Source organism: Cystobacter fuscus (assembly GCF_044360685.1).
In the GTDB taxonomy this organism is placed as follows: domain Bacteria; phylum Myxococcota; class Myxococcia; order Myxococcales; family Myxococcaceae; genus Cystobacter; species Cystobacter fuscus_C.
Genome location: NZ_CP043491.1, coordinates 6,134,289 through 6,156,125, shown reverse-complemented (window position 1 = coordinate 6,156,125; position 21,837 = coordinate 6,134,289). Strand labels below are relative to the sequence as shown.

The following is a 21,837-nucleotide window of genomic DNA, read 5'->3' as shown; positions in this document are numbered from 1 at the left end:
GCGTGAGGTTACCCGCCCGCCTGGGCGGTCTGCTCGATGGGGGAGGAAATGGGGTGGGGCTGCGCGGTGTCCTGCCGGGCCGCGCGGGTGGACCCCTGGCGCGCGGGCGTTCTGGCCAGCACCTTCTGCAGCAGGCAGAAGACGAGCAACAGCAGGCCAATGACGATCTTCGTCCACCAGGAGCTGAGGCTGCCCTCGAACATGATGAGGGTCTGGATGGTGCCGTAGATCAACACTCCGACCAGGGTGCCCAGGACATGGCCCGCGCCGCCCGTGAGCAGGGTGCCCCCCACCACAACCGCCGCGATGGCATCCATCTCCATTCCCTGCGCGTGCAACCCGTAGCCAGAGAGCATGTAGAAGGTGAAGGCGATGCCCGCCAGGGAGGAACAGAAACCACTGAACGTGTAGACGAAGATCTTCGTCCGCGCGACCGGCAGGCCCATCAGCAGGGCGGACTGCTCACTGCCGCCAATGGCATACAGCGTCCGCCCCAGGCGCGTGGAGTGCGCCAGGTACACCGCTCCGAGCAGGACCCCCAGCGCCATGACGACATTGACGGAGACGGAGGTCTCGAAGGGCAGGGGATAGCGGATCGCGGAGATGTCGGTGAAGAAGGGATGGGAGATGGCGATCGAGTCGACGCTGATGAGGTAGCAGAGCCCTCGGGCGAGGAACATGCCCGCCAGGGTGACGATGAAGGGTTGGAGCGAGAAGTACTGGATGACGAACCCATGGATCAGTCCGATGGTGGCGCCCATCAGCAGGACCAGCGGGATGACCAGCGCGGGGCTCCAGCCCCGGTTCTCGACGAGGTACGCCAGCACCATGGTGGTGAGCGCGGTCACCGAGCCCACCGACAGATCGATGCCGCCGGAGATGATGACGAAGGTCATCCCGACCGCGGCGATCAGCAGGAAGGCGTTGTCGATGAACAGGTTGAGGAAGACCTGGAGGGAGAAGAAGCCGTCGAACGCGAGCGAGCCCGCGCCGAACATCACCCCGAACAGTCCCAGGGTGACCATGAACGGCAGGTGCCGCGGATCCAGCCGGGGCCGCACGGGCGCGCGAGCCGGGAGGGGGCGGGGCGCGGCGAAGAACCTGGAGTCGGTCTCGTTCCTCACAGTGCCTCCCCCAGCCTGGCCATCGAGGTGATGCGGTCGCGCACCCGATCGGACTGCAGGATGCTGACGAGGAAGACGACGGCGGCCTTCACCACCAGCGTCACCTCGGGCGGCACGCCGACGGAGTAGATGGTCGTGGTGAGGGTCTGGATGATGAGGGCCCCCAGCACGCTGCCCACCAGGGTGAACCGGCCGCCATTGAGCGACGTCCCGCCCAGGACCACCGCGAGGATGGCATCCAGCTCGAAGAGGAGGCCCGCGTTGTTGCCGTCCGCGCTCTTGACGTTCGAGCTGATGATGAGCCCCGCGATTCCGGCGCACAGGCCACAGAAGGCGTAGGCCCAGAAGGTGATGGCGCGCGCCCGGACTCCCGCGAAGCGGGCGGCGACGGGATTGAGCCCGACCGCCTCGATGAACAGTCCCAGCGCGGTCCGGCGCGTGAGCACCAGCAGCAACAGCAGCACTGCGGTCACGATGAAGAGTGAGAACGGCAGCCCCGCGAGGAACCCATTGCCGATGAAGAAATAGGGGGTGTGATAGATGGTGATGATCTGCCCGTCCGTGATGAGCTGGGCCACGCCGCGCCCCGCCACCAGGAGGATCAGCGTGGCGATGATGGGCTGCATGCCGAAGAAGGAGATGAGCGCGCCGTTCCACATTCCGAGCGCCATCGCCACGCCCAGGGCCGCGAGGATGACGAGCGGCATCGGATGGCCGGCCGCCTCCGGTGCTCCTCCGCCCGAAGTGAGCTGACCGCCGATCAGCGTCGCCGCCACCGCTCCCGAGATGGCCACCACCGCGCCCACCGAGATGTCGATGCCATGGGTGGCGATCACCAGCGTCAGCCCCATGGCGACGATCATCAGGGGCGCGGCGCGGTTGAGGATGTCGATCAGGCTGCCATACAGATGGCCGTCCCGGACGGTGATGGAGAAGAAGTGCGCGTTGAAGGCCAGGTTGAACAGGAGCAACAGGGCCAGGGTGACCAGCGGCCAGAAGAGCCGCCCCCTGACCAGCGCTCGCGGGAACTCGGACGCCCGGGACGCCCCGGGGGACTGCGTGGCCGCGCTCATACCTGTCCCCCCGCGATGATCTTGAACACCATGCTCTCGTCCGCTTCGCCCGACTTGATTTCACTGACCTTGCGCCGGTCGCGCATGACCGCGATGCGGTCCGAGTAACAGAGCACCTCCTCGATCTCCGACGAGATGAAGAGGATGGCCATTCCCTTGTCACACAGCTCCATCACCTTGCCCATGATCTCGTGCTTCGCCGCCACGTCGATGCCGCGGGTCGGCTCATCGAGGATGAGCATGCGCGGCTCGGTCGCCAGCCAGCGCGCGAGGAGGACCTTCTGCTGGTTTCCTCCCGAGAGCTGCGAGATGGGCTTCTCCGCGCTCGGGGTCTTGATGCCCAGGGCCTCGATGTAGCCCGCCGCGAGCTCGTCCTGACGCTTGCGCGAGAGCGTGCGGAAGATGCCCCGCTTGGCCTGGAGCGCGAGCAGGATGTTCTCGCGGATCGACAGCTCGCCCACGATTCCCTCGTGCTTGCGATCCTCCGGGCAGAAGCCGATGCCGTGCTGGATGGCCTCCAGGGGCGAGGAGAGCCGCGCGGCCCGGCCCTCGATCTTGATGGAGCCCTTCTCGGCCCGATCGATGCCGAAGAGCAGCCGGGCGAGCTCGGTCCGTCCCGAGCCCAGCAGCCCTCCCATGCCCAGGGCCTTGCCCCGCCGCACTTCCAGGCCCACGTCCTGGACCGAGCCCCGCCGGCCAAGTCCCTCCGCGCTGAGGAAGGGCCGCTCGGCCGGGGCTGGCGCCTCGTTCGTGACGGCCTGCGGGCCCTCGGGGACACGCGCGCTCTTGCTCCGGCCCGGGCCCGGCCCGGCCACCTCGCGGCCGACCATCCGGGTGACCAGCTCGATGCGTGACACCTCCTGGACGGGGTACTCGCCGACGAGCTCTCCGTTCCTGAGGATGGTGATGCGGTCGGAGATCTCGAAGACCTGCTCGAGGAAGTGGGTGACGAAGAGGATGGCCATCCCCTGCGCCCGGAGCTTCCTCATGACCGACAGGAGCATCTTCACCTCGTCCTCGGCGAGACTCGAGGTGGGCTCGTCGAGGATGAGGATCTTCGCCTGCGCGCTCAGGGCGCGGGCGATGGCGCACACCTGCTGCACCGCGATGGAGTAGGAGGAGAGGGGAGCGGTGACGTCGAGCTGGAGATTGAGGTCCGCCAGCAGCGCCTCCGCCTTCTGATGCATCTGCTTCCAGCGGATGGCGAAGGTCTCGGAGGCGTCCTGGCCGAGGCAGATGTTCTCGGCGACCGAGAGGTTCGGGCAGAGGTTGACCTCCTGGTACACCGTGCTGATGCCCAGCTTGCGTGCCTCGAGCGGGCTCCGGGGTTTGATCTCCTGACCTCGCAGCAGGATGCGGCCCGAGTCCGGACGATGAACCCCCGTGAGGATCTTGATCAGCGTGGACTTGCCCGCGCCATTCTGGCCCATGACCGTATGGACCTCGCCGGGCAGGAGGCGGAAGTCCACGCCCTGGAGCGCCTGGACGCCGGAGAACCGCTTGGAGATTCCCCTCATTTCGAGCACTGGATCGGCTTGCATCATGTTCCTCTCCTCCGCGCGCGAGGCTCTGGGGCTCAGTACTTGCGGTTCGGGAACTCGCGGGCGGCGCTCTCCTGGGGGAACACGGACTCCTGCGTGACGATGCGCCGGGGCACCTGCTTGCCGGCCACCACGTCCTTCACCAGGCGCATCAGCTGCGGCCCCAGCTGCGGGTTGCACTCCACCGTGCAGTTGAGCTTGCCGGCGATCATCGCCTCGAAGGCGCCCTTCACCGCGTCGATGGACACGATGACCACGTCCTTGCCGGGCTTCAGGCCGGCCTCCTCGATGGCCTGGATGGCGCCAATGGCCATGTCGTCGTTGTGCGCGTAGAGCACGTTGATCTTCTTGCCCTCGGCCTTGAGGAACGCCTCCATGACTTCCTTGCCCTTGGCGCGGGTGAAGTCACCGGTCTGCGAGCGGATGATCTTGAACTTCGGCTGCTCCTTGAGCACTTCCTCGAAGCCCTTCTTGCGATCGATGGCGGGAGCGGAGCCCACCGTGCCCTGGAGCTCGACGATGTTCACCTCGCCCTTGGCGGCGAGCTCCTGGATGGGCGGGTAGCTGACGAGCCACTTCGCGGCGCGGCGGCCCTCCTCCACGAAGTCCGAGCCCAGGAAGGAGAGCCAGAGCGACTCGTCCTTCACGGAGACGGCGCGGTCGGTGAGGATGACGGGGATGCGGGCCGCCTTGGCCTCGCGCAGGACGGGCTCCCAGCCGGTCTCGACCACGGGCGAGAAGGCGATCACGTTCACCCGCTGGGCGATGAAGGAGCGGATGGCCTTGATCTGGTTCTCCTGCTTCTGCTGGGCATCGGAGAACTTCAGGGTGATGCCTTCCTGGGTGGCGGCCTCCTTGATCGACTGGGTGTTGGCCGTGCGCCACTCGCTCTCGGCGCCCACCTGGGAGAAGCCGAGCACGATGGAGTCCTTGGCCAGCACGGCACCGGGAAGCAGCGCGAGGAAGACGACGACCGCGGAAGCGACCTTGAACATGACACTCTTCATGGGGTGGCTCTCTGGAGGGAGGTACGGCTCTGGGGTTTGAGGAAGGGAAAGCCGTGTCACGCCGGGTGTCGGGCCCGCCGTGACACGGTGCGAAGCCGGCGCGTGGCTAGCGGGCCAGCCGGTAGGCGAGGTCGTTCCAGCGCAGCTCGTTCTTGAGGGCGGTGAGGCTCGTCCCCGGACCGATGTGGATGAACTCGAGGCCCGCCATCGCCGCGAAGTCCTGGAGCTGGGAGACGGTGACGGCGCGGCTGAAGCCCGCGTGGTGCGCGCCGCCCGCGAGGATCCACGCCTCGCAGCTGCTCTTGAAGTCGGGCAGGGGCTTCCAGACGGCGTGCGCCACGGGCAGGTTCGGCATCGGGCTCTCGGCCTTCACCACCTCCAGCTCGTTCACGATCATCCGCATGCGTCCGCCCATGTCGACGAGGGTCGCGTTGAGCGCGGGACCGGTCCCGGCCGCGAAGACCAGACGGCAGGGCGGCGCCTTGCCGCCGATGTCGAGCGGGTGCACCTCGAGCGACGGCTTGCTGTCGGAGATCGACGGGCAGACCTCGAGCATGTGCGCGCCGAGCACGAGCTCGCGCCCCTTGGCCAGGTGGTAGGTGTAGTCCTCCATGAAGGAGGCGCCCCCGGGGCGTCCCGCGCTCATCACCTTCATGACGCGCAGCAGCGCGGCCGTCTTCCAGTCACCCTCCGCGCCGAAGCCGTAGCCCTCCGCCATGAGCCGCTGACAGGCGAGGCCGGGCAGTTGCTTGAGCCCGTGGAGATCCTCGAAGGTGGTGGTGAAGGCGCTGAAGCCGCCCTCGCGCAGGAAGCCGCGCATGCCGATCTCCTGCCGCGCCGCATCGCGCAGGCCCGAACGGCGCTCGCCGCCCTTCCGCAGGGCGGGGACGAGGGTGTACGAGTCCTCGTACACGGAGAGCTGGGCATCCACCTCGGCGTCGCTCACGTCGGCGATGCGCCCGACCAGGTCTCCCACCGCGTGGCCATTGACGGACCAGCCGAGCTGGATCTGCGCCTCGAGGCGGTCGCCGCCGGTGACGGCCACCTCCCTCATGTTCATGCCGCCGAAGCGGACGATCTTCATGCGCCGCGACTCGGCGAGGCCGCAGGCCGACCGCGCCCAGCCGTCGAGCTTCGCCAGGACATCCTCGTCCTTCCAGTAGCCGACGATGATCTTCCGCTCCAGCCGCAGCCGGGCCCCGATGAACCCGAACTCACGGTCGCCATGGGCGGACTGGTTCAGGTTCATGAACTCCATGTCGATCTTGTCCCAGGGCAGCTCCCGCTCGGTCTGGGTATGCAGGTGGGCCAGGGGCTTCTGGAGGCGCGACAGCCCGGCGACCCACATCTTCGACGGCGAGAAGGTGTGCATCCAGGTGATGACGCCCACGCAGTTCGGCGAGTTGTTGGCCTCCAGGCAGACGTTCTGGATCGCCTCGGAGTCGGTGAGCGTGGGCTTGCAGACCACGCGGACCGGCAGCTTGCCGCAGGAGTCGAGGTACTCGGCGATCTGGCGTGAGTTGGCGGCGACCTTCGCGAGGGCCTCGTTCCCGTACAGGTGCTGACTGCCCGTGAGGAACCACACTTCCTGCGTCTTCAAGTCAATCATGCTCATGCTCCTGGTTCTCGTCCCGGTCCGGCTCCGGACCGGACATGCTCAAGGGTGGGTTTCGTCCTGCCGGGTCAGCTGCCTCTGCACGAAGCCGCCCAGCTCGAGGTACTTCGGGTAGAGCGATGCATAGTGGTGGGCGCGCGCCGGGTCGGGCCGGTACGTCCGCTCGGTGCCGGGGGACATGGCCTCCTGTGCCGCCTCGACCCGGGGGTAGAGACCCGCGGCGGTCGCCGCGAACATCGCCGCCCCCACTGCCACGGCCTGGTCGCCCGCGCAGACGGAGATCTCCATGTTCATCACGTCCGCCACGGTCTGCATGATGAAGGGGCTCTTGCGCGCCACGCCGCCAATGGCGATGGCACTGTCGAGCCGGACCCCCTCCGCCCGGAAGCGCTCGACGATGGCGCGCGAGCCGAAGGCCGTCGCCTCCACCAGGGCCCGGTAGAGCCGCGGGGCGTCCGTGCCCAGGGTGATGCCCGTGAGGGCTCCCTTGAGGCGTTGGTTCGCGTCGGGCGTCCGGCGTCCGTTCATCCAGTCGAGCGCCAGGAGCGAGCCGTCCTCGAGCGGAAGCTCCCTCGCGGCCCGCTCGAGCTCCGGAAGGATGCGATCCATGAGCGCGTCGCCGATGACGCGGCGGGTCTCCGGGTCGGTTCCGGTCTGGGAGGGCAGCAGGGCCTCGAGGGGCCAGCTGAGCAGCCGTTTGAACCAGGCATAGACATCGCCGAAGGCCGACTGTCCCGCCTCGTAGCCCATCATTCCGGGGATGATGGAGCCGTCGACCTGGCCGCAGATGCCCGGCACCAGCCGCTCCGGCCCCCGCGTCCGGGGTGCCACGACCATGTCCAGGCTGCTCGTCCCCATGATCTTCAGGAGTTGATGGGGCTTGATGTTGCCGCCCACCGCGCCCATGTGCGCATCGAAGGCGCCCACGGCGACGAGGGTGTCGTGCGGCAGGCCCAGCTTCACCGCCCACTCCGCGGAGAGCGTGCCAAAGGGGATGTCCGAGGTGAAGGTCTCCTGCCCGAGCGAGGCCTTGAACTCGACCAGGCGCGGATGGAGCCGGGCGAGGAACTCATCCGCCGGGTAGCCGCCAAACTCGGCGTGCCACATCGCCTTGTGCCCCGCGGCGCAGCGGCTGCGCTTGAGCTTGCCGAGATCCTCGCACCCGGTGAGGACGGCGGGAATCCAATCGCACAACTCCAGGATGCTGACCGCCGCCTGGGACACCGCGGGATTGGTCTCCACGACGTGCAGCACCTTCGCCCAGAACCACTCGCTGGAGTAGATGCCCCCCTCGTACTTCGTGAAGTCGGCCCCGCCCCAGGTGCGCGCTGTCTGATTGATGCGCTCCGCCTGCGCCACCGCCGTGTGATCCTTCCACAAGAGGAACATGGCGTCCGGGTCCTCGCGAAACCCGGGCGTGAGCGCGAGCGGCACGCCGCGTTTGTCCGTGAGGACGGGCGTCGAGCCGGTGGTGTCGGCCGCGATGCCACGCACCCGGGACGCGACTTCTCGTCCCGCCCGCGTGGTCGCTTCCGTGACCGCCGCCTGCATCGCCTCCAGATAATCCAGCGGGTGGTGACGGAAGCGGTTCTCGCTCGGTTCGGAATAGAGCCCCCGGGCCCAGCGCGGATAAGGCTGAACCGAGACACTCACCACCTCCCCATCCGCCGCGTCCGCGATCACCGCCCGGACCGAGTCCGTTCCAAAATCAATCCCGATGACAAACGCCCCGCGCTTCATGGGGACCTCCAAGTGGATTTCGAGGGGTGGGAACGTGACCAGGCTTTCCCGGCGAGCACATCCCATGGTCGAGAATTGTGAACGTTCACATGCGGGACGTCAAGCAAGGGCTTCTGGAGGGAAGACATGATGCGTTGCGCCAGCGCATGACACGTGCCAGCCTGTCTGGGCCGAGCCGGGAACAGTCTTGGTGTCGGCGTATTTATTCAGGGACGCGGTCAACCAGACGGGGATAGGCTGTCGAGTATGAGCAGTGGATCGCAGAAGGGAAGTAAGACTCGGAAGGGTGGGCGTGGGCCCGCCGTCATGACGGATGTCGCGAAGCTGGCGCGGGTCTCGCATCAGACGGTCTCGCGCGTGTTGCACGACAGCCCGAACGTGAAGGGAGAAACCCGCGAGCGCGTTCTCGCGGCCATCCGGCAACTCAACTACCGGCCCAACTCGGTGGCGCAGGCGCTGGTCACGGGGCGCTCGCGGGTCATCGGGGTCGTCAGCCTGGACACCGTGCACTACGGTCCCGCGTCGACCCTGCTCGGTATCGAGGAGGCGGCGCACAACGCGGGCTACGCGGTCAGCATCACCAGCCTGCGCTCGCGCAGCCGCACCTCGGTCCTCGACGCGGTGCAGTTCCTGCGGGACCAGGCGGTCGACGGGATCGTGGTCATCGCGCCCTATACCACCGCGCTGGAGGCCCTGCGCCGGTTGCCCGCGGACCTTCCCATGGTCGCGGTCGGTGCCGGCTCCACGAACGCGGTGCCCGTGGTCGCCGTGGATCAGATCGGCGGCGCGAAGGCCGCCACGCAGCACCTGCTGGATCTCGGCCATCGGACCGTCTGGCACCTCGCCGGGCCCGAGGATTGGATCGAGGCCGAGCAGCGCATCTCCGGGTGGCAGGCGGCGCTCAAGCAGGCTGGAGCCCCCATCCCCGCCCTACTGCGGGGGGACTGGAGTGCCCACTCCGGCTATGAGCTGGGCCGGCAGTTGCTGGAGAAGCCCGACGCGACCGCGGTCTTCGTGGCCAACGATCAGATGGCCCTGGGGCTGCTGCGCCGGCTCCACGAGGTCAACCGGGAGAAGCCCCGGCAGATCAGCATCGTCGGCTTCGATGACATCCCCGAGGCGGGTTACTTCACGCCCCCACTCACCACGGTGCGCCAGGATTTCGCCGAGGTGGGGCGGCGCTGCATCCACCTGCTCCTCGGACAGCTCGAGGGCAGCGCGAAGACCAAGGAGCATGTCCTGGTGCCCATCCAGCTCATCCTGCGCCAGAGCACCGCCGCGGCGAAGGCGCGCTGAGGCCGACGGCGGGCGGTGCGCCGCCCGTCATTCCAGCGTGCCGCGCGAGATCAGGGCGAGGAGCGTGTCCTCCTGGCCCAGCTCGTGCGCGAGATCGAAGGTCGTGTAGCGGTTGCGCAGCAGACGGGCATGGCGGACGGGGGGCATCCCGTGGCGCGGGTCGATTCCCAGCTCCTCCAGCGCGAAGGGAAAACCGATGTCACCCAGCAGCGCGATGGCGTCGGCGAGTTCCTTCAGCAGGGGCTCGGCCAGGCCCTGGAGGACATCCCTGTGCCTGGAGAACGCGTCGAGGCGCTGGGCCAGTGCCTGGCGGTCGAAGGTCCGGCCGCGCATCTCCCCTTCCATCTTGTGACGGAAGGGCACCATCGCCGCCTCCAGGCGCTCGTGCCAGGGCGGTGCCTGCTCCAGGGCGGTGAGCCGGGCTTGCACGTCCACCTCCACCCCTCCGAGCTGGCGGTACCAGCCGACGTAGCCGGGCAGCACGAGCCGGCACGCGGCGCCGACCAACAGTCCGTGCAGATCCTTCTCCTCCTCGGCCACCACGCCCGCCATCTCCCAGAAATGCGCGATGGTGTGCTCGGCCGAGGCCGCTGGCCGGGAGCTGCCCACCGCCTGCATCGCGAAGCCCGAGGCGAGCGCCGCCTCGGTGAGGGCGCGAACCGCCTCGAGGGGCCGGGTCCGCCAGGCCCGCGCGGCCTCCAGCGCTTCCCGGGCCGAGTCGAGGGCCAGCCCGGCGAGGGGCGCACAGAAGGCCTCCCGCGTCACGAGCCGGGCGAGGTGCCAGTCCAGATGCGCCAGGTACTTGGCCAGCAGATCTCCCAGGCCCGCCAGGAACAACAGGCGAGGGGCTCGGGCGAGCACTTCCAGGTCCCCCACGATGACCTCGGAGGGCCGCGCGGGGACGGCTTGATGGTACCCCTGGAGGCGGAGCGCCGCGGTCGTCGAGCTGTAGGCATCCACCGAAGGGGCGGTCGCGATGCTCCAGTTGGGCAGGCCGGTGTCCAGGGACACCTTCTTCACCAGATCGCTGATGACGCCGCTGCCCACGCCGACCAGGAGATCCGGCGACGCGGCCCGCACCTCGGCGGCGAGTTCCTGCGCCAGCGCCAGCGTCGGCACCGGCCGGGGTACTCCGGGAAGGATCCGCGCGACGATCCTTCCGGCGTGGACGCTCGTCTTCCAGCGCTCCGCCGCGGCGGCTTCCGTGTGTTCATCGCTCAGGACCCAGATCGCCGGACTCTGCCCCCACTGCCGCCGCAGGAGGCTGGCGGACTGCCGCAGCGCATCCTCCCCGATGAGCACCTGCTTCACCTGGACACCGTGGTGCCTGCCGCACGTACAGGCGAGCACTCCATCGGGGCCGAGGCGGGAGAGGAATTGCTGGAGAGCCGACGAGGTGGACATGCGCCCTCTACTTCTTGCGATTGTAGACATCGACCGACACGGCCGCGAGGAGCACGAGCCCCTTGATGATCTGCTGGTAGTCGATGCCGATGCCGAGGATCGACATGCCGTTGTTCATCACGCCCATGATCAACGCGCCGATGACCGCGCCCGTGACCTTGCCGAAGCCGCCAGCGGCCGAGGCCCCGCCGATGAAGCAGGCGGCGATCACGTCCAGCTCGAAGCCGAGGCCCGCCTTCGGGGTCGCGGTGTTGAGGCGCGCCGCGAAGATAAGGCCGGCGAGTGCCGCGAGCGCTCCCATGTTGACGAAGGCCAGCAGGGTGAGCCGTTCGGTCTTGATGCCGGAGAGCTTCGCGGCCTTCTCGTTGCCGCCGAGGGCGTAGATGCGCCGTCCCATCACGGTGCGGTTCGTCACGAAGGCATACAGGGCGACCAGCAGGGACATGATCAGGAGCACGTTCGGCAGGCCGCGGTAGGTGGCGAGCAGATAGCAGAAGGACAGGACGAGCGCGGCGAGCAGCCCGTTCTTGAACGCGAACAAGGCGAAGGGCACCGTCTCGAGCCCATGCTGCTGCTGTTGGCGGCGCTGGCGAATGCCTCCCCACAGGGTCGCGGCCACGGTCACGGCGCCCAGGAGCAGGCACGTGGCGTTGAGTGCCGCCCCGCCGAACACGTCGGGGATGAAGCCGGAGCTCAGCTTCTGGAACCCGGCGGAGAAGGGACCGACGGACCGGCCCCCGAGCAGCGCGAGTTGCAGCCCCCGGAAGACGAGCATGCCCGCGAGCGTCACGATGAACGAAGGCACGCGCATGTAGGCGACCCAGTACCCCTGGATGCCACCGATGAACCCGCCCATCGCCAGGCAGAGTCCCATCGTCGGCAAGAAGGGCAGGCCGTACTCGACCATCAGCACCGCCGCGAGGCCCCCGATGAATCCGACCACCGAGCCGACGGAGAGGTCGATGTGCCCGGAGACGATCACGAGCAGCATGCCCAGCGCCATGATGACGATGTAGCTGTTCTGCAATACCAGATTCGTCAGGTTGAGCGGTTTGAGGAGCGTTCCTCCGGTGGACACCTGGAAGAACAGCATGATCGCCAGCAGCGCCAGCAGCATGCCGTAGTCACGGAAATGAGCCTTGAGGAAGCTTCCCACCGAGGGAAGCGAACGCGGGGCGGTCCGCAACGCTTGGGATTCTTGGGTCAGCCCGGTATCCATCGTCAGTGTGCTCCCTTGCGCATGATGGCCTGCATGATCTTCTCTTGTGACGCCTGCTCGGCCGTGAACTCCGCCACGAGCGCGCCTTCGCTCATCACGAGGATCCGGTCGCACATGCCGAGCAGCTCCGGCATCTCGGAGGAGATCATCAGCACGCCCTTGCCCGTCCGGGCGAGCTCGTTGATGATCGTGTAGATCTCATACTTGGCCCCCACGTCGATGCCTCGGGTCGGCTCATCGAGGATCAACACCTTGGGATTGGCGAAGAGCCAGCGGCTGAGCACCACCTTCTGCTGATTGCCGCCCGAGAGATTCAAGGTCTCCTGATAGATGCTCGAGGAGCGGATCCGCAGCCGATCCCGGTACTCGTTCGCGACCGCGAGCTCCCGCACCTCGTCGATGACCTGGAAGCGCGACACCCCGTCCAGATGGGCGAGCGTCACGTTCTTGCGGATGTCCTCGGAGAGGATCAGACCATAGGTCTTCCGGTCCTCGGTCACGTAGGCGATTCCCTGGCGGATGGCCTTCTCCACCGTGCTGACGTCGACCTCCCGGCCCTCGACGCGCACGCGCCCGCGGATGTCCCGGCCGTAGGTGCGGCCGAACAGACTCATCGCGAACTCGGTCCGGCCCGCGCCCATCAGACCGGCGATTCCAACGATCTCCCCACGGCGCAGCGTCAGGGAGACGTCCTTGACGACCCGCCGCGCGGGATGGACCGGGTGATGGGCCGTCCATCCCTCCACCTCGAGGAGCACCTCGCCCGGGGCGCGGTCGCGTTTGGGATAGCGGTCCGCCATGCCCCGGCCGACCATGCCCTGGATGATCCGGTCCTCGCTGACCGGCTCGCGGCGGCAGTCCAGGGTTTCGATGGTCGATCCATCGCGCAGCACCGTGATCGAGTCCGCGACCCGGGTGATTTCGTTCAACTTGTGGGAGATGAGGATGGAGGTGATGCCCCGCTCCTTGAACCGCAGCAGCAGGTCGAGCAGCGCGCTGCTGTCGCTTTCGTTCAGACTCGCGGTCGGCTCATCGAGGATGAGCAGCTTGACCTCCTTGGCCAGGGCCTTGGCGATCTCCACGAGTTGCTGCTTGCCCACGCCGAGCTCGGTCACGAGCGTGTCGGGAGACTCCCGGAGTCCGACCCGATCGAGCAGTTGCCGGGTGCGCGCGTGGGTCACGGACCAGTCGATGACGCCGTGCTCCGCCTGCTCGTTGCCGAGGAAGATGTTCTCGGCGATCGACAGCAGGGGGACGAGGGCGAGCTCCTGGTGGATGATGATGATGCCGAGCTTCTCGCTGTCCGAGATGCCCGAGAAGCGCCGCTCCTCGCCCTCGAAGAGGAGTTCTCCCGAATAGGTGCCATGCGGATGGACGCCGCTCAGCACCTTCATGAGGGTGGACTTGCCCGCGCCGTTCTCGCCGATCAACGCATGGATTTCGCCGGCCTGGACCGTGAGGTGGACGTCGTGGAGCGCACGCACGCCGGGAAACGTCTTGGTGATTCCCCGCATTTCGAGCACAGCGGTCATGAGGAAGTCCTGGTGGGAGGGAATGCCCCGTGCGTTTCGTGCACGGGGCCCGTCATGTCGGCCGTCCGGGGCCTCACGGGGCCACGGACGAGGGAGCGGCGGTCTCGATTCGCCAACGATGATCGTCGGTGCCGGTGTCGTGCCATTGCAGCGCGGGGGCCCCCACGGATCGGGACGCGTCCCGGATGCCCAGCACCATCCCGCTTTGGGCGTTCACGAGCTTGGAGTAGCCATTGCCCATGTCCACGATGGACCACAGGTGATCCCGGGTCAGGGTGTCGCCCCACTGCAGCGCGAGGGCGCCCGCGGCCGTGGAGGCGTCGCGGATGCCCAGCACCTGTCCGCTCTGGATGTTGATGAGCTTGGAGAACCCGTTCTCCGCCGGGACCACGTTCCACTGGTGCGAGCGCGCCCCGGTGGCGGCCTGCTGCGACACCTCGGCGCCAAAGGCCATGGAGTCTCCCGTCACCGCCAACTCCAGGCCGCTGTTCTTGTTGACGAGCCTCACGGGCGGCGGCTGGGGGTACCACGACTGCAACTCGGTGACGCCCACGAACTTCCCGCCCTGAGGCGTGAAGACGACGCGCAGCTGAGACGTCGAGAGGACCGGGAAGGTCACCGTGTTGAGGTCATTGCCCACCGGCGTGGCCGGCGTCTTGACCTGGTTGGGAATGCTTCTCCACGTCTGCCCGTCCAGGTACTGAACGTCATACGCGGCTGGCGCGCGGATTCGATCGCGGTCATCGTAGAGGTAGAGGCTCACCTGCTGGAGGGGCCGCACCGCTCCGAAGTCCACGCCGAGGTGGTCGGTGGCATTCGGGGAGCCCAGGTTGGTCCACCGGTTGTCCGGGATGGTGTCATAGCGGATCCACCCGTCGGTGGCCCGCATCGGCTGATCATAGGTGGTCGGCCGGCACGTCTGTCCGCTGTGGCATCGCGGCCCGTTGGACACCGGGTTGGTGTACGAGGCGAACGCGCGCGGGTAGGGCTGGGTGATCGCCCGGTTGAGCCAATCCTGCTCCATGGTCAGCGGATTGGCGGCCACGTTCATCATCCGCTGCCTGGCCGCCGGCAGCACCGTCGGGGCGACCTTGAGGGTCGTCTCACCCAACGTGGCCGCGCTGTGGATCAACTGGCCATCCTGGATGACCCGGAGACCCGAGCCCTGGCCGTAGCGGGTGCCGTACCGGTCGAACACGAGGGTGAGCTTGTGGCCGTGATAGGGCAGATCCTGGACCGCGAAGTAGTCCCAGGACGGTGACACCAGCGGCTTGAGCACCAGGGTGTCATTGGCCTGGGGCTTGATTCCCAGCAGGCCGGTGAGCACCAGATCGATGTAGGAGGAGTGGTTGTAGTGCTCGCTGAAGTTGAAGCCGTCGTAGATCCACTGGCCGGTGTCGCCGTTGGCCGCCTCGGCCACGTAGGGCTTGCCCTCCTTGTACTGCAGCGCCGTGAAGTCGCTGAGCATCTCCCGGTAGTCCGCCGCCGTGATGTAGGACTGGGCCGGGTAGTTCTGGAGCAGATTGGCCAGACCGGCGAGCACCTGGCTGGTCTGGAACGGCCAGCTCGGACCGTTCCAATGGCAGCAGTTCCAGTCCTCGCGATTGGGCTGGGACGGGAGGGCCTGGTAGTTGAAGTAGGGATTGGCGGAGATCTTGTCCAGCTCGGCGTAGCCGGTGCCCTTCTGGAACTTCAAGGCGTTGGACCCGGCGCGCATCGCGACCTGCACCGTCACGAATTGCTGAGCGGAGAACTGGCCCCAGGCGGGGGTCGCCGGGTAGGTGACGGTCTGCGGCGTCGATGCGCCGTTGACGAACAACTGATGCGTGCTGCTGGCTCCCGTCGCGTTGGCGTAGAACACCTTCACCGGGTACGTGCCGTCGCCCGGTGCATCGACCGTGAAGGTGACGCTGCTGGTAGCCAGGTCGATCTGGCCGATGTACGAGCCGTTGGAGGCGGAGCTCGAGGTCCACCGGGTGGCGTTGGCGATGACGGCCTGCTCGGCCTCGAGCGGGTGCATGCGCTCGAGCGTGGTGGGGCCGTAGGCGGCGCCAAAGCCGTCGGGCTGGGTCAGGAACTGCCAGGCGGACGAATACTGCGCGTCCGGAAGGTTGTAGGCCCAGGGCGCGTACCCCATCAGCTCTCGCCAGGTGGTCCGCGTGCCTTTCAAGGCCCCATTGGAGCTGTCATAGGTGGTGTACACCTGGAAGAAGAAGGAGCGCTGGGGATCCCACAGGGCCTTCTGCACGCCGTCCTTGATGGACGCGGCCCTGGACGCGTAATCGTCGGCGGTCGCGGTGTCTCCGGCGGCGCGGGCGAGCTTGCTGATCGCGCTGGCGGCGGCGTACATGTAGGCATTGATGGTCGGGCGGTAGCCGGCACCGCCGCCGAACCAATTGCTGCTCTTCATGGACGTCTCGGTGTACTCCGTCGCGTCCGACAGCGGCGACTGCCAGTACAGCTTCGCGTTCGACGCTCCACCGTTGAGGGGGAAGTTGTCGACGAGCCGGCCATTCCAGCGCTGGTACAGCCCGATGAGCTCCGGGAGGCGGGAGATCAGATCCCGCTGATCTCCGGTCACCAGGGCCCGTTGATAGGCGGCATCGATGATCCACTCGGAGAAGTTCAAGGTCCCGGTGTAGCCGGCACCGCGCAGCCAGAAGTCCAGGTAGTCCCCGGCGTAGTCCGGATTGGCGAGCCACCGTCCATCCTGGATGTGATAGCCGGCCGCATCTGGAAGCGCCGTGTAGGGGTTGCCGGCGTAGCCGATCGGGACGTCATACTCCGTGGAGACATAGCCCGTGCCGGGCACGGTGTAGCGCAGCGCCCGCTTGTAGGTGCTCCAGCGGTAGTAATAGACCTCGTCGAGCTTGTCGTCCGGCGTGTCCAGGAAGGGGATGTTGTCCTTGTACCACTGGGGCTCGTCGAGGCGCTGTGCCGCCAGGATCGCATCCCGGTTCAACGGTCCGGCGATGGCTGACGCGACCGGTTCCGGGGCCACGGGCTCCGCGACGACCGGTTCCAGCGCGGCGGGTTCTTCCTTCACGGTCGTGGCACGCTGGCAGCCCACGTGGGTGAGGCCGGACAGGGCGAAGGTCAGCCCCAGTCCGACTGCTCGTCGGGCGCTGGAACGGGATGCGGGTGTTGCCATGTGCTTTCTCCAGCTCGTCGGGTGAGGGGGGGCCATGCGTCGACGCTCGGTCCTCGCCACCGCGGGCGAGCAGACGGTTCATGGCCCGGATGCCGTGAGCGTTAACACGTCTTGCCGTCGGACCTACTTGAGTTGGTTCTCCTTGTAGTAGCCGCCATCGACGAGGACCTGCTTCCAATTGGTGGCATCGATGCTCACGGGCTTGAGCAGGTAGGAGGGCACGATCTTCGCCCCGTTGTTGTAGGTCTGGGTGTCGTTCACCTCGACCGTCTTCCCGGTGAGGATGGCATCCACCATGTTGGCCGTGACCCGGGCGAGTTCGCGGGTGTCCTTGAACACCGTGGACGTCTGCTCCTTGGCGAGGATGGACTTCACGGAAGGCACCTCCGCGTCCTGACCCGTCACGATGGGCATGGGCTGCGTTGGGGTTCCATAGCCCACGCCCTTGAGCGAGGAGAGGATGCCGATGCTCAGGCCATCATAGGGCGAGAGCACGGCGTCCACGCGCTTGTCGGCGTAGTAGGCGCTCAGCAGGTTGTCCATGCGGGCCTGGGCAACGGCGCCGTCCCAGCGCAGGGTCGAGACCTTGTCCATTCCCACCTGCCCCGAGCGCACCACGAGCTTGCCGCTCTCGAGGTACGGTTTGAGCACGGACATGGCGCCGTTGTAGAAGAAGAACGCGTTGTTGTCGTCAGGCGAGCCGCCGAAGAGCTCGATGTTGAAGGGGCCCTTGCCCTCCTTCAGGCCGAGCGCCTTTTCGATGTAGCCGCCCTGGAGCACCCCCACCTGGAAGTTGTCGAAGGTGGCGTAGTAGTCGACGTTCTTCGAGTCGCGAATCAAGCGATCATAGGCGATGACCTTGATGCCCTGATCGGCCGCCTGCTGCAGCACGTTGGACAGGGTGGTGCCGTCGATGGCGGCGATCACCAGCACCTTGGAGCCCTTGGTGAGCATGTTCTCGATCTGGGCGAGCTGATTCGGGATGTCGTCCTCCGCGTACTGCAGATCGACCTTGTAGCCCTTGGCCTGGAGAGCCTTGACCATGTTGTTGCCATCGTCGATCCAGCGGGCCGAGGACTTGGTGGGCATCGAGACGCCGATGGTCGCCTTGTCCTGGGTACACGCGCCAAGCAGGAGCGCGAGCGCACCCACCGCGACTGCCACCACCATGGAGCCAATTGATTTCATGTCGTTTCTCTCACCTGCGTTGGGGGTCGTGCACCGAGGTGCATGGGAGGGGTTGTCACTCAGCGGGTCAGGGCGAAGGTCGCATCCTCCCGGTCGGTCTGCGGCGAGGAGGCGGTGATGGGGTCGATGCGCAAGCGGAAGCCCTGGTGGCGCAGGACCCGATCGGGGTAGTTCCAGGACCGCAGCGTCGTCCAGGAGGCATTGGCCAGGCCGGCCGTGCGCGTGAAGGTCGCGTCCGCGGCGAAGCTGGCCGAGCCGTCGTCGCGGGCCAGGCGCACCTCGAAGCCCGAGTGGCGCAGGTAGAGGCCCGGATCGGTCACCGACTGCAGCGACACGCCGCTCGAGCTGGCGAGCCCGCCCACCAGGCGGAACTGCGAGTCCGTATAGGGGTCCATGGGGTAGGGGTCCACACGGCCCTCGTAGTTGGCGTGGCGCACGTAGCGGTCGGGGTAGTTGTACGACTTGAGGCGGATCCACGCCGGCGCGCCGTAGCGGCTGAGCAGCGCGGACTTCTCCGCCGAGGTGAGGGCCACGATGGTGGCGTGCTTGGAGTTGATGGGCTGCGTGTACAGGCGCTGGCTCAGCGGCTCCCAGGCGTCCTGGGTGATGTTCCCCGAGCGCCAGGCGAAGAAGCGGCCGTTGACCGGCGTGTAGACGTCTCCCCACATCGTCCACTCGTCGCGGTCGAGCGACTTGACGACGATGGGGGCCTCGGTGGCGCCGAGCCCCTCGAAGGCCCGCGTGTAGATGGACGCGTTGAAGGCGCCCGGCGCCAGCGACGTGGAGCGTGCCCCCATGAGGCGGTTGTCGCTCGTGCGCTTGAAATACAGGTAGTGGACGCCGCCGTGGGAGTGCATCGTCGCGTCGAGCACGTTGAAGCCCGGGTCGAAGTACGTCTGGGCCGCCGAGAAGGTGACGAAGTCGCTCGTGTAGTTGACGAGGATGACGTCGCGCGTGCCGTTGAAGGCGGAGTAGATGACCGCGTACTGCCCGCGCTGGGCGTCCCAGAAGGACTCGGGCGCCCACGAATGGGTCGGCAAGTCATGCAGCTTCACCCGCCGGTAGTTCTCGAAGGACGTCAAGCCGCGGGAGTCCCAGACGTGGATGAACTGGTTCTGCTTGGAGAAGTCGAGCCCGTAGAGGTCCGTGGCCAGGACGACGAAGGTGCCGTCCTGCTTGCGCAGGATGAACGGGTCGCGCAGGCCCTTGGTGCCGAGGGTTGGCGTCACCACGGGCGCGTTCTGGTTGAGCGGCGTCCACTCACGTCCGTCGTCGCTCACCGCGAGGTGCAGGCCATAGTTGCTGGCCAGTCCGTTGGGGGACTCGGTGAAGTAGCCCATGGCGAAAGCGGAAGCGCCCGTCGTCTGGGCCCACGCTCCCGGGCCCGCGAGCACCAGGCACAGGGCGCTCAGTGCGGAGGCCAGCGCGGCGAGGCGGGGAGGGCGTGAGAGCGGGGGGGAGCTGAACATCGTATCTCCAGGGCGGATTGTGAGCGTTCACATCCCTGCGGCGTCGCGAAGGTACCAACGGATGAAACCCGCGTGCAATGACAAACCCGAAGGAGCAGGGAAGCTGTCTCATGACGCGCTGCCCTGAACCCGGCGCGCATGGGCCATGATGCATCGCGCCGTCAGGGATTGAAGGGCTTCGGAGGCCCTGCTGTCACGAGTCAGGAAATGGCTGTCACGAGTCATCCGCTCACGCGGGGTGTGATTTTCCGCTCGGACGCGGCCTGGGGCGGCTGACCGTGGGGCGAACGGAGCCCTTCATGGTATTGTCCGGTGTCGAACATCCACGGCCGCGGGGGGGTTGAGCGCGGAGTCCGGACCCGGAGCCCATGATGCACCGCGCCGTCTGAGATGCGGTTGACAATGTTCGTGGATGAGCGCAGCTTCGGCCGAGGAGATGTGAGCGTTCACATCTCCTGTTCCCGCACCGGACAGGCTGCTCCTTCCGCTGGCATGGCATCCAGGGCGCCTCGTGCCCCGGTGATGGCCAGACCGGCTTCGTGCGCAGGTGTCCGCATTCCCTGATCGAAAGTGAGACATGGCACACCCCCGGGCGTTCACCGCGTTGCTGCTTGGCCTGGCCGTACTGGTTCTCCCCACCCCCCCCGCGCTCGCGGTCGGTGAGACCACCTTCCGCAACCCCTTGCTGGGGGATGGCGCGGACCCCTGGCTGCAGTACTACAACGGCAACTACTACCTGGCGACGACGACGTGGTCCTCGCAGATGATGATGCGCAAATCGCCGACCCTGGCGGGGTTGAGTACCGCGACGCCGGTGGTGATCTGGTCGGACACCACGGCCAGCCGGTGCTGTAACTTCTGGGCTCCCGAGTTCCATCGGCTCAATGGCCCCAATGGGTACCGCTGGTACTTCATGTTCACGGCCGGCACGGGGGGCAACTTCGATAACCAGCACCTGGTGGTGCTCGAGAGCGCGGGAGACGATCCCATGGGGCCCTATGCCTTCAAGAGCGAGCCCCAGGGCACCGGCTGGAACATCGATGGCTCCTATCTCCAGGTCAACGGCTCGCTGTATCTGCTCTCCTCGGCGTTCGAGGGCAGCAACCAGAACATGTGGATCGCCAAGATGAGCAACCCCTGGACCACGAGCGGTACGAAGGTGTTGCTCTCCAATCCCACGTACAGCTGGGAGACGCAGGGCGCCCCCGTCAACGAGGGACCCGTGGTCCTGCAGCGCGGCGGCAAGACCTTCCTCATCTACTCGGCCAGCTTCTGCGGGACTCCGGACTACAAGCTCGGAATGTTGACGCTCACCGGGAGCGATCCGCTGAGCCTCTCCTCCTGGAAGAAGTCCGCCAGCCCCGTGTTCCAGCGCTCCGACGCCAATGGTGTCTATGGGCCGGGTCACAACGGCTTCTTCACCTCGCCGGATGGCACGCAAAGCTGGATCGTCTATCACGCCAACAGCGCCGCCAATCAGGGCTGCTCGCGGACGCGCTCGACCCGCGCGCAGGCCTTCACCTGGAACTCGGATGGTACGCCCTCCTTCGGCACTCCCGTCGCCCTCGGCACGTCGCTCGCGGTTCCCTCCGGGGAGCGCTCGCCCATCACCACCGCCGTGCGCGGCGCTGCCTACAAGCTGGTGAGCCGGTCGGCGAACAAGTGCATGGGGGTCAGCGGGGGCTCGAGCGGCGATGGGGCGAGCGCGGTCCTGGCCTCCTGCTCCAGTGCGGCCACCGGTTGGGTGCTGGATCCGACCGCGGACGGGTACTACCGGTTGGTGAACAGCAGCACCGGCAAGTCCCTGGACGCCGTCAACTGCGGCACCGCGGACGGCACCCGCGTGGGCCAGTGGTCGTGGTTGGGCAATGCATGCCAGCAGTGGATGCCCGTGGCCACCTCGGAGGGGTGGTTCCGTCTGCAGAACCGCAACAGCGGCAAGGTGCTGGACGTGGCCAACTGCGCGAGCGCGGACGGGTCGGCCGTGAACCTGTGGTCCGGGTTGGGCAACACCTGTCAGGAGTGGCAGCTCCAGCCGGTGGGGCCGGTGGCCATCGTCAACGTCTCGAGTGGCAAGGTGCTGGACGTGGCCAACTGCGCGAGCGCGGACGGCACCCATGTGAACCAGTGGAGCTGGCTGGGGAACAACTGTCAGCGGTGGAATTTCACCCCCACCGGGGATGGGTACTTCCAGATCTCGCCGGTCTCCAATTCCGGAAGCTGTCTCGTCATCGAGGGGGCTTCCACCGCCAACTCCGCGCGCACCGTCACGGGCTCCTGCTCGGGCACCCACTCCCAGTGGCGCATCGAGCCGCTGGCGGATGGCACCGCCCGGCTCATCGCCCGGCACAGTGGCAAGGCCCTCGATGTGTCAGGCTGCTCCCTGTCCGAAGGGGGCACGGTCCAGCAGTACAGCTGGCTGGACAACACCTGCCAGCGATTCCACCTGCGGCCCTACTGAACGGGAACAGGCGGAAC

Annotated in this window: 14 protein-coding genes; 2 read left to right on the top strand and 12 right to left on the bottom strand. The window is 67.2% G+C overall.

Annotation, left to right across the window (positions count from 1 at the left end):
- Positions 1-8: 8 nt before the first annotated feature.
- The 6 genes from yjfF to F0U63_RS25205 form a co-directional block, all read right to left on the bottom strand.
- Positions 9-1,124: a galactofuranose ABC transporter, permease protein YjfF gene (gene yjfF / locus F0U63_RS25230; RefSeq protein WP_395833193.1), complete on the bottom strand. Its 1,116-nt coding sequence runs from the start codon at positions 1,122-1,124 to the stop codon at positions 9-11.
- Complete coding sequence (locus tag F0U63_RS25225; RefSeq protein WP_395833191.1) at positions 1,121-2,197, bottom strand: ABC transporter permease; 1,077 nt, start codon at positions 2,195-2,197, stop codon at positions 1,121-1,123. Before F0U63_RS25225 ends, yjfF begins: the two co-directional genes overlap by 4 nt.
- A complete protein-coding gene (locus F0U63_RS25220) occupies positions 2,194-3,741 on the bottom strand; it encodes a sugar ABC transporter ATP-binding protein (protein WP_395833189.1) in 1,548 nt (515 codons plus the stop codon). The genes F0U63_RS25225 and F0U63_RS25220 overlap by 4 nt, the downstream gene beginning before the upstream one ends.
- A gap of 32 nt (positions 3,742-3,773) precedes the next feature.
- On the bottom strand, positions 3,774-4,745 hold the full coding sequence (locus F0U63_RS25215) for an ABC transporter substrate-binding protein (protein ID WP_395833187.1): 972 nt from the start codon (positions 4,743-4,745) through the stop codon (positions 3,774-3,776).
- A gap of 106 nt (positions 4,746-4,851) precedes the next feature.
- Positions 4,852-6,354, bottom strand: a complete 1,503-nt coding sequence (gene araA, locus F0U63_RS25210; RefSeq protein ID WP_395833185.1) for an L-arabinose isomerase — start codon at positions 6,352-6,354, stop codon at positions 4,852-4,854.
- 48 nt (positions 6,355-6,402) lie between these two features.
- Positions 6,403-8,100 (bottom strand): ribulokinase, encoded by a 1,698-nt coding sequence (locus F0U63_RS25205; protein WP_395833184.1) that lies wholly within the window; start codon positions 8,098-8,100, stop codon positions 6,403-6,405.
- A gap of 306 nt (positions 8,101-8,406) precedes the next feature.
- Between F0U63_RS25205 and F0U63_RS25200 the strand changes: the two genes are divergently transcribed.
- Positions 8,407-9,396 carry a LacI family DNA-binding transcriptional regulator gene (locus F0U63_RS25200; RefSeq protein ID WP_395833182.1) on the top strand — a complete coding sequence of 330 codons (990 nt, stop codon included), beginning with the start codon at positions 8,407-8,409 and terminating at the stop codon, positions 9,394-9,396.
- A gap of 27 nt (positions 9,397-9,423) precedes the next feature.
- Here the strand turns inward: F0U63_RS25200 and F0U63_RS25195 are convergent, their stop codons facing one another.
- The 6 genes from F0U63_RS25195 to F0U63_RS25170 form a co-directional block, all read right to left on the bottom strand.
- Entirely contained in the window at positions 9,424-10,800 is a 1,377-nt protein-coding gene (locus F0U63_RS25195; protein WP_395833180.1) for an iron-containing alcohol dehydrogenase, read from the bottom strand.
- 7 nt (positions 10,801-10,807) lie between these two features.
- Positions 10,808-11,986, bottom strand: coding sequence for a multiple monosaccharide ABC transporter permease (mmsB, locus tag F0U63_RS25190; RefSeq protein WP_395833178.1), 1,179 nt, complete (start codon positions 11,984-11,986; stop codon positions 10,808-10,810).
- A gap of 35 nt (positions 11,987-12,021) precedes the next feature.
- Complete coding sequence (gene mmsA, locus F0U63_RS25185) at positions 12,022-13,551, bottom strand: multiple monosaccharide ABC transporter ATP-binding protein (protein ID WP_395833176.1); 1,530 nt, start codon at positions 13,549-13,551, stop codon at positions 12,022-12,024.
- Positions 13,552-13,624: 73 nt separating this feature from the next.
- Complete coding sequence (locus F0U63_RS25180) at positions 13,625-16,702, bottom strand: MGH1-like glycoside hydrolase domain-containing protein (RefSeq protein WP_395833174.1); 3,078 nt, start codon at positions 16,700-16,702, stop codon at positions 13,625-13,627.
- Positions 16,703-16,825: 123 nt separating this feature from the next.
- The gene (gene chvE, locus F0U63_RS25175) at positions 16,826-17,890 is read right to left on the bottom strand and encodes a multiple monosaccharide ABC transporter substrate-binding protein (protein ID WP_395833172.1); all 1,065 of its coding nucleotides are present in this window, start codon (positions 17,888-17,890) and stop codon (positions 16,826-16,828) included.
- A 59-nt stretch (positions 17,891-17,949) separates the two neighbouring features.
- Positions 17,950-19,359, bottom strand: coding sequence for an AbfB domain-containing protein (locus tag F0U63_RS25170; protein ID WP_395833170.1), 1,410 nt, complete (start codon positions 19,357-19,359; stop codon positions 17,950-17,952).
- 577 nt (positions 19,360-19,936) lie between these two features.
- Between F0U63_RS25170 and F0U63_RS25165 the strand changes: the two genes are divergently transcribed.
- Positions 19,937-21,820, top strand: coding sequence for an RICIN domain-containing protein (locus tag F0U63_RS25165; protein WP_395833168.1), 1,884 nt, complete (start codon positions 19,937-19,939; stop codon positions 21,818-21,820).
- Positions 21,821-21,837 lie beyond the last annotated feature (17 nt).

Bases quoted from the DNA above. Each gene is read 5' to 3' on its own strand.
- F0U63_RS25225 (WP_395833191.1), bottom strand. From the start codon at position 2,197: ATGAGCGCGGCCACGCAGTCCCCCGGGGCGTCCCGGGCGTCCGAGTTC.
- F0U63_RS25220 (WP_395833189.1), bottom strand. From the start codon at position 3,741: ATGATGCAAGCCGATCCAGTGCTCGAAATGAGGGGAATCTCCAAGCGG.
- F0U63_RS25215 (WP_395833187.1), bottom strand. From the start codon at position 4,745: ATGAAGAGTGTCATGTTCAAGGTCGCTTCCGCGGTCGTCGTCTTCCTC.
- araA (WP_395833185.1), bottom strand. From the start codon at position 6,354: ATGATTGACTTGAAGACGCAGGAAGTGTGGTTCCTCACGGGCAGTCAG.
- F0U63_RS25205 (WP_395833184.1), bottom strand. From the start codon at position 8,100: ATGAAGCGCGGGGCGTTTGTCATCGGGATTGATTTTGGAACGGACTCG.
- F0U63_RS25200 (WP_395833182.1), top strand. From the start codon at position 8,407: ATGACGGATGTCGCGAAGCTGGCGCGGGTCTCGCATCAGACGGTCTCG.
- F0U63_RS25195 (WP_395833180.1), bottom strand. From the start codon at position 10,800: ATGTCCACCTCGTCGGCTCTCCAGCAATTCCTCTCCCGCCTCGGCCCC.
- mmsA (WP_395833176.1), bottom strand. From the start codon at position 13,551: ATGACCGCTGTGCTCGAAATGCGGGGAATCACCAAGACGTTTCCCGGC.
- F0U63_RS25180 (WP_395833174.1), bottom strand. From the start codon at position 16,702: ATGGCAACACCCGCATCCCGTTCCAGCGCCCGACGAGCAGTCGGACTG.
- chvE (WP_395833172.1), bottom strand. From the start codon at position 17,890: ATGAAATCAATTGGCTCCATGGTGGTGGCAGTCGCGGTGGGTGCGCTC.
- F0U63_RS25170 (WP_395833170.1), bottom strand. From the start codon at position 19,359: ATGTTCAGCTCCCCCCCGCTCTCACGCCCTCCCCGCCTCGCCGCGCTG.
- F0U63_RS25165 (WP_395833168.1), top strand. From the start codon at position 19,937: ATGGCACACCCCCGGGCGTTCACCGCGTTGCTGCTTGGCCTGGCCGTA.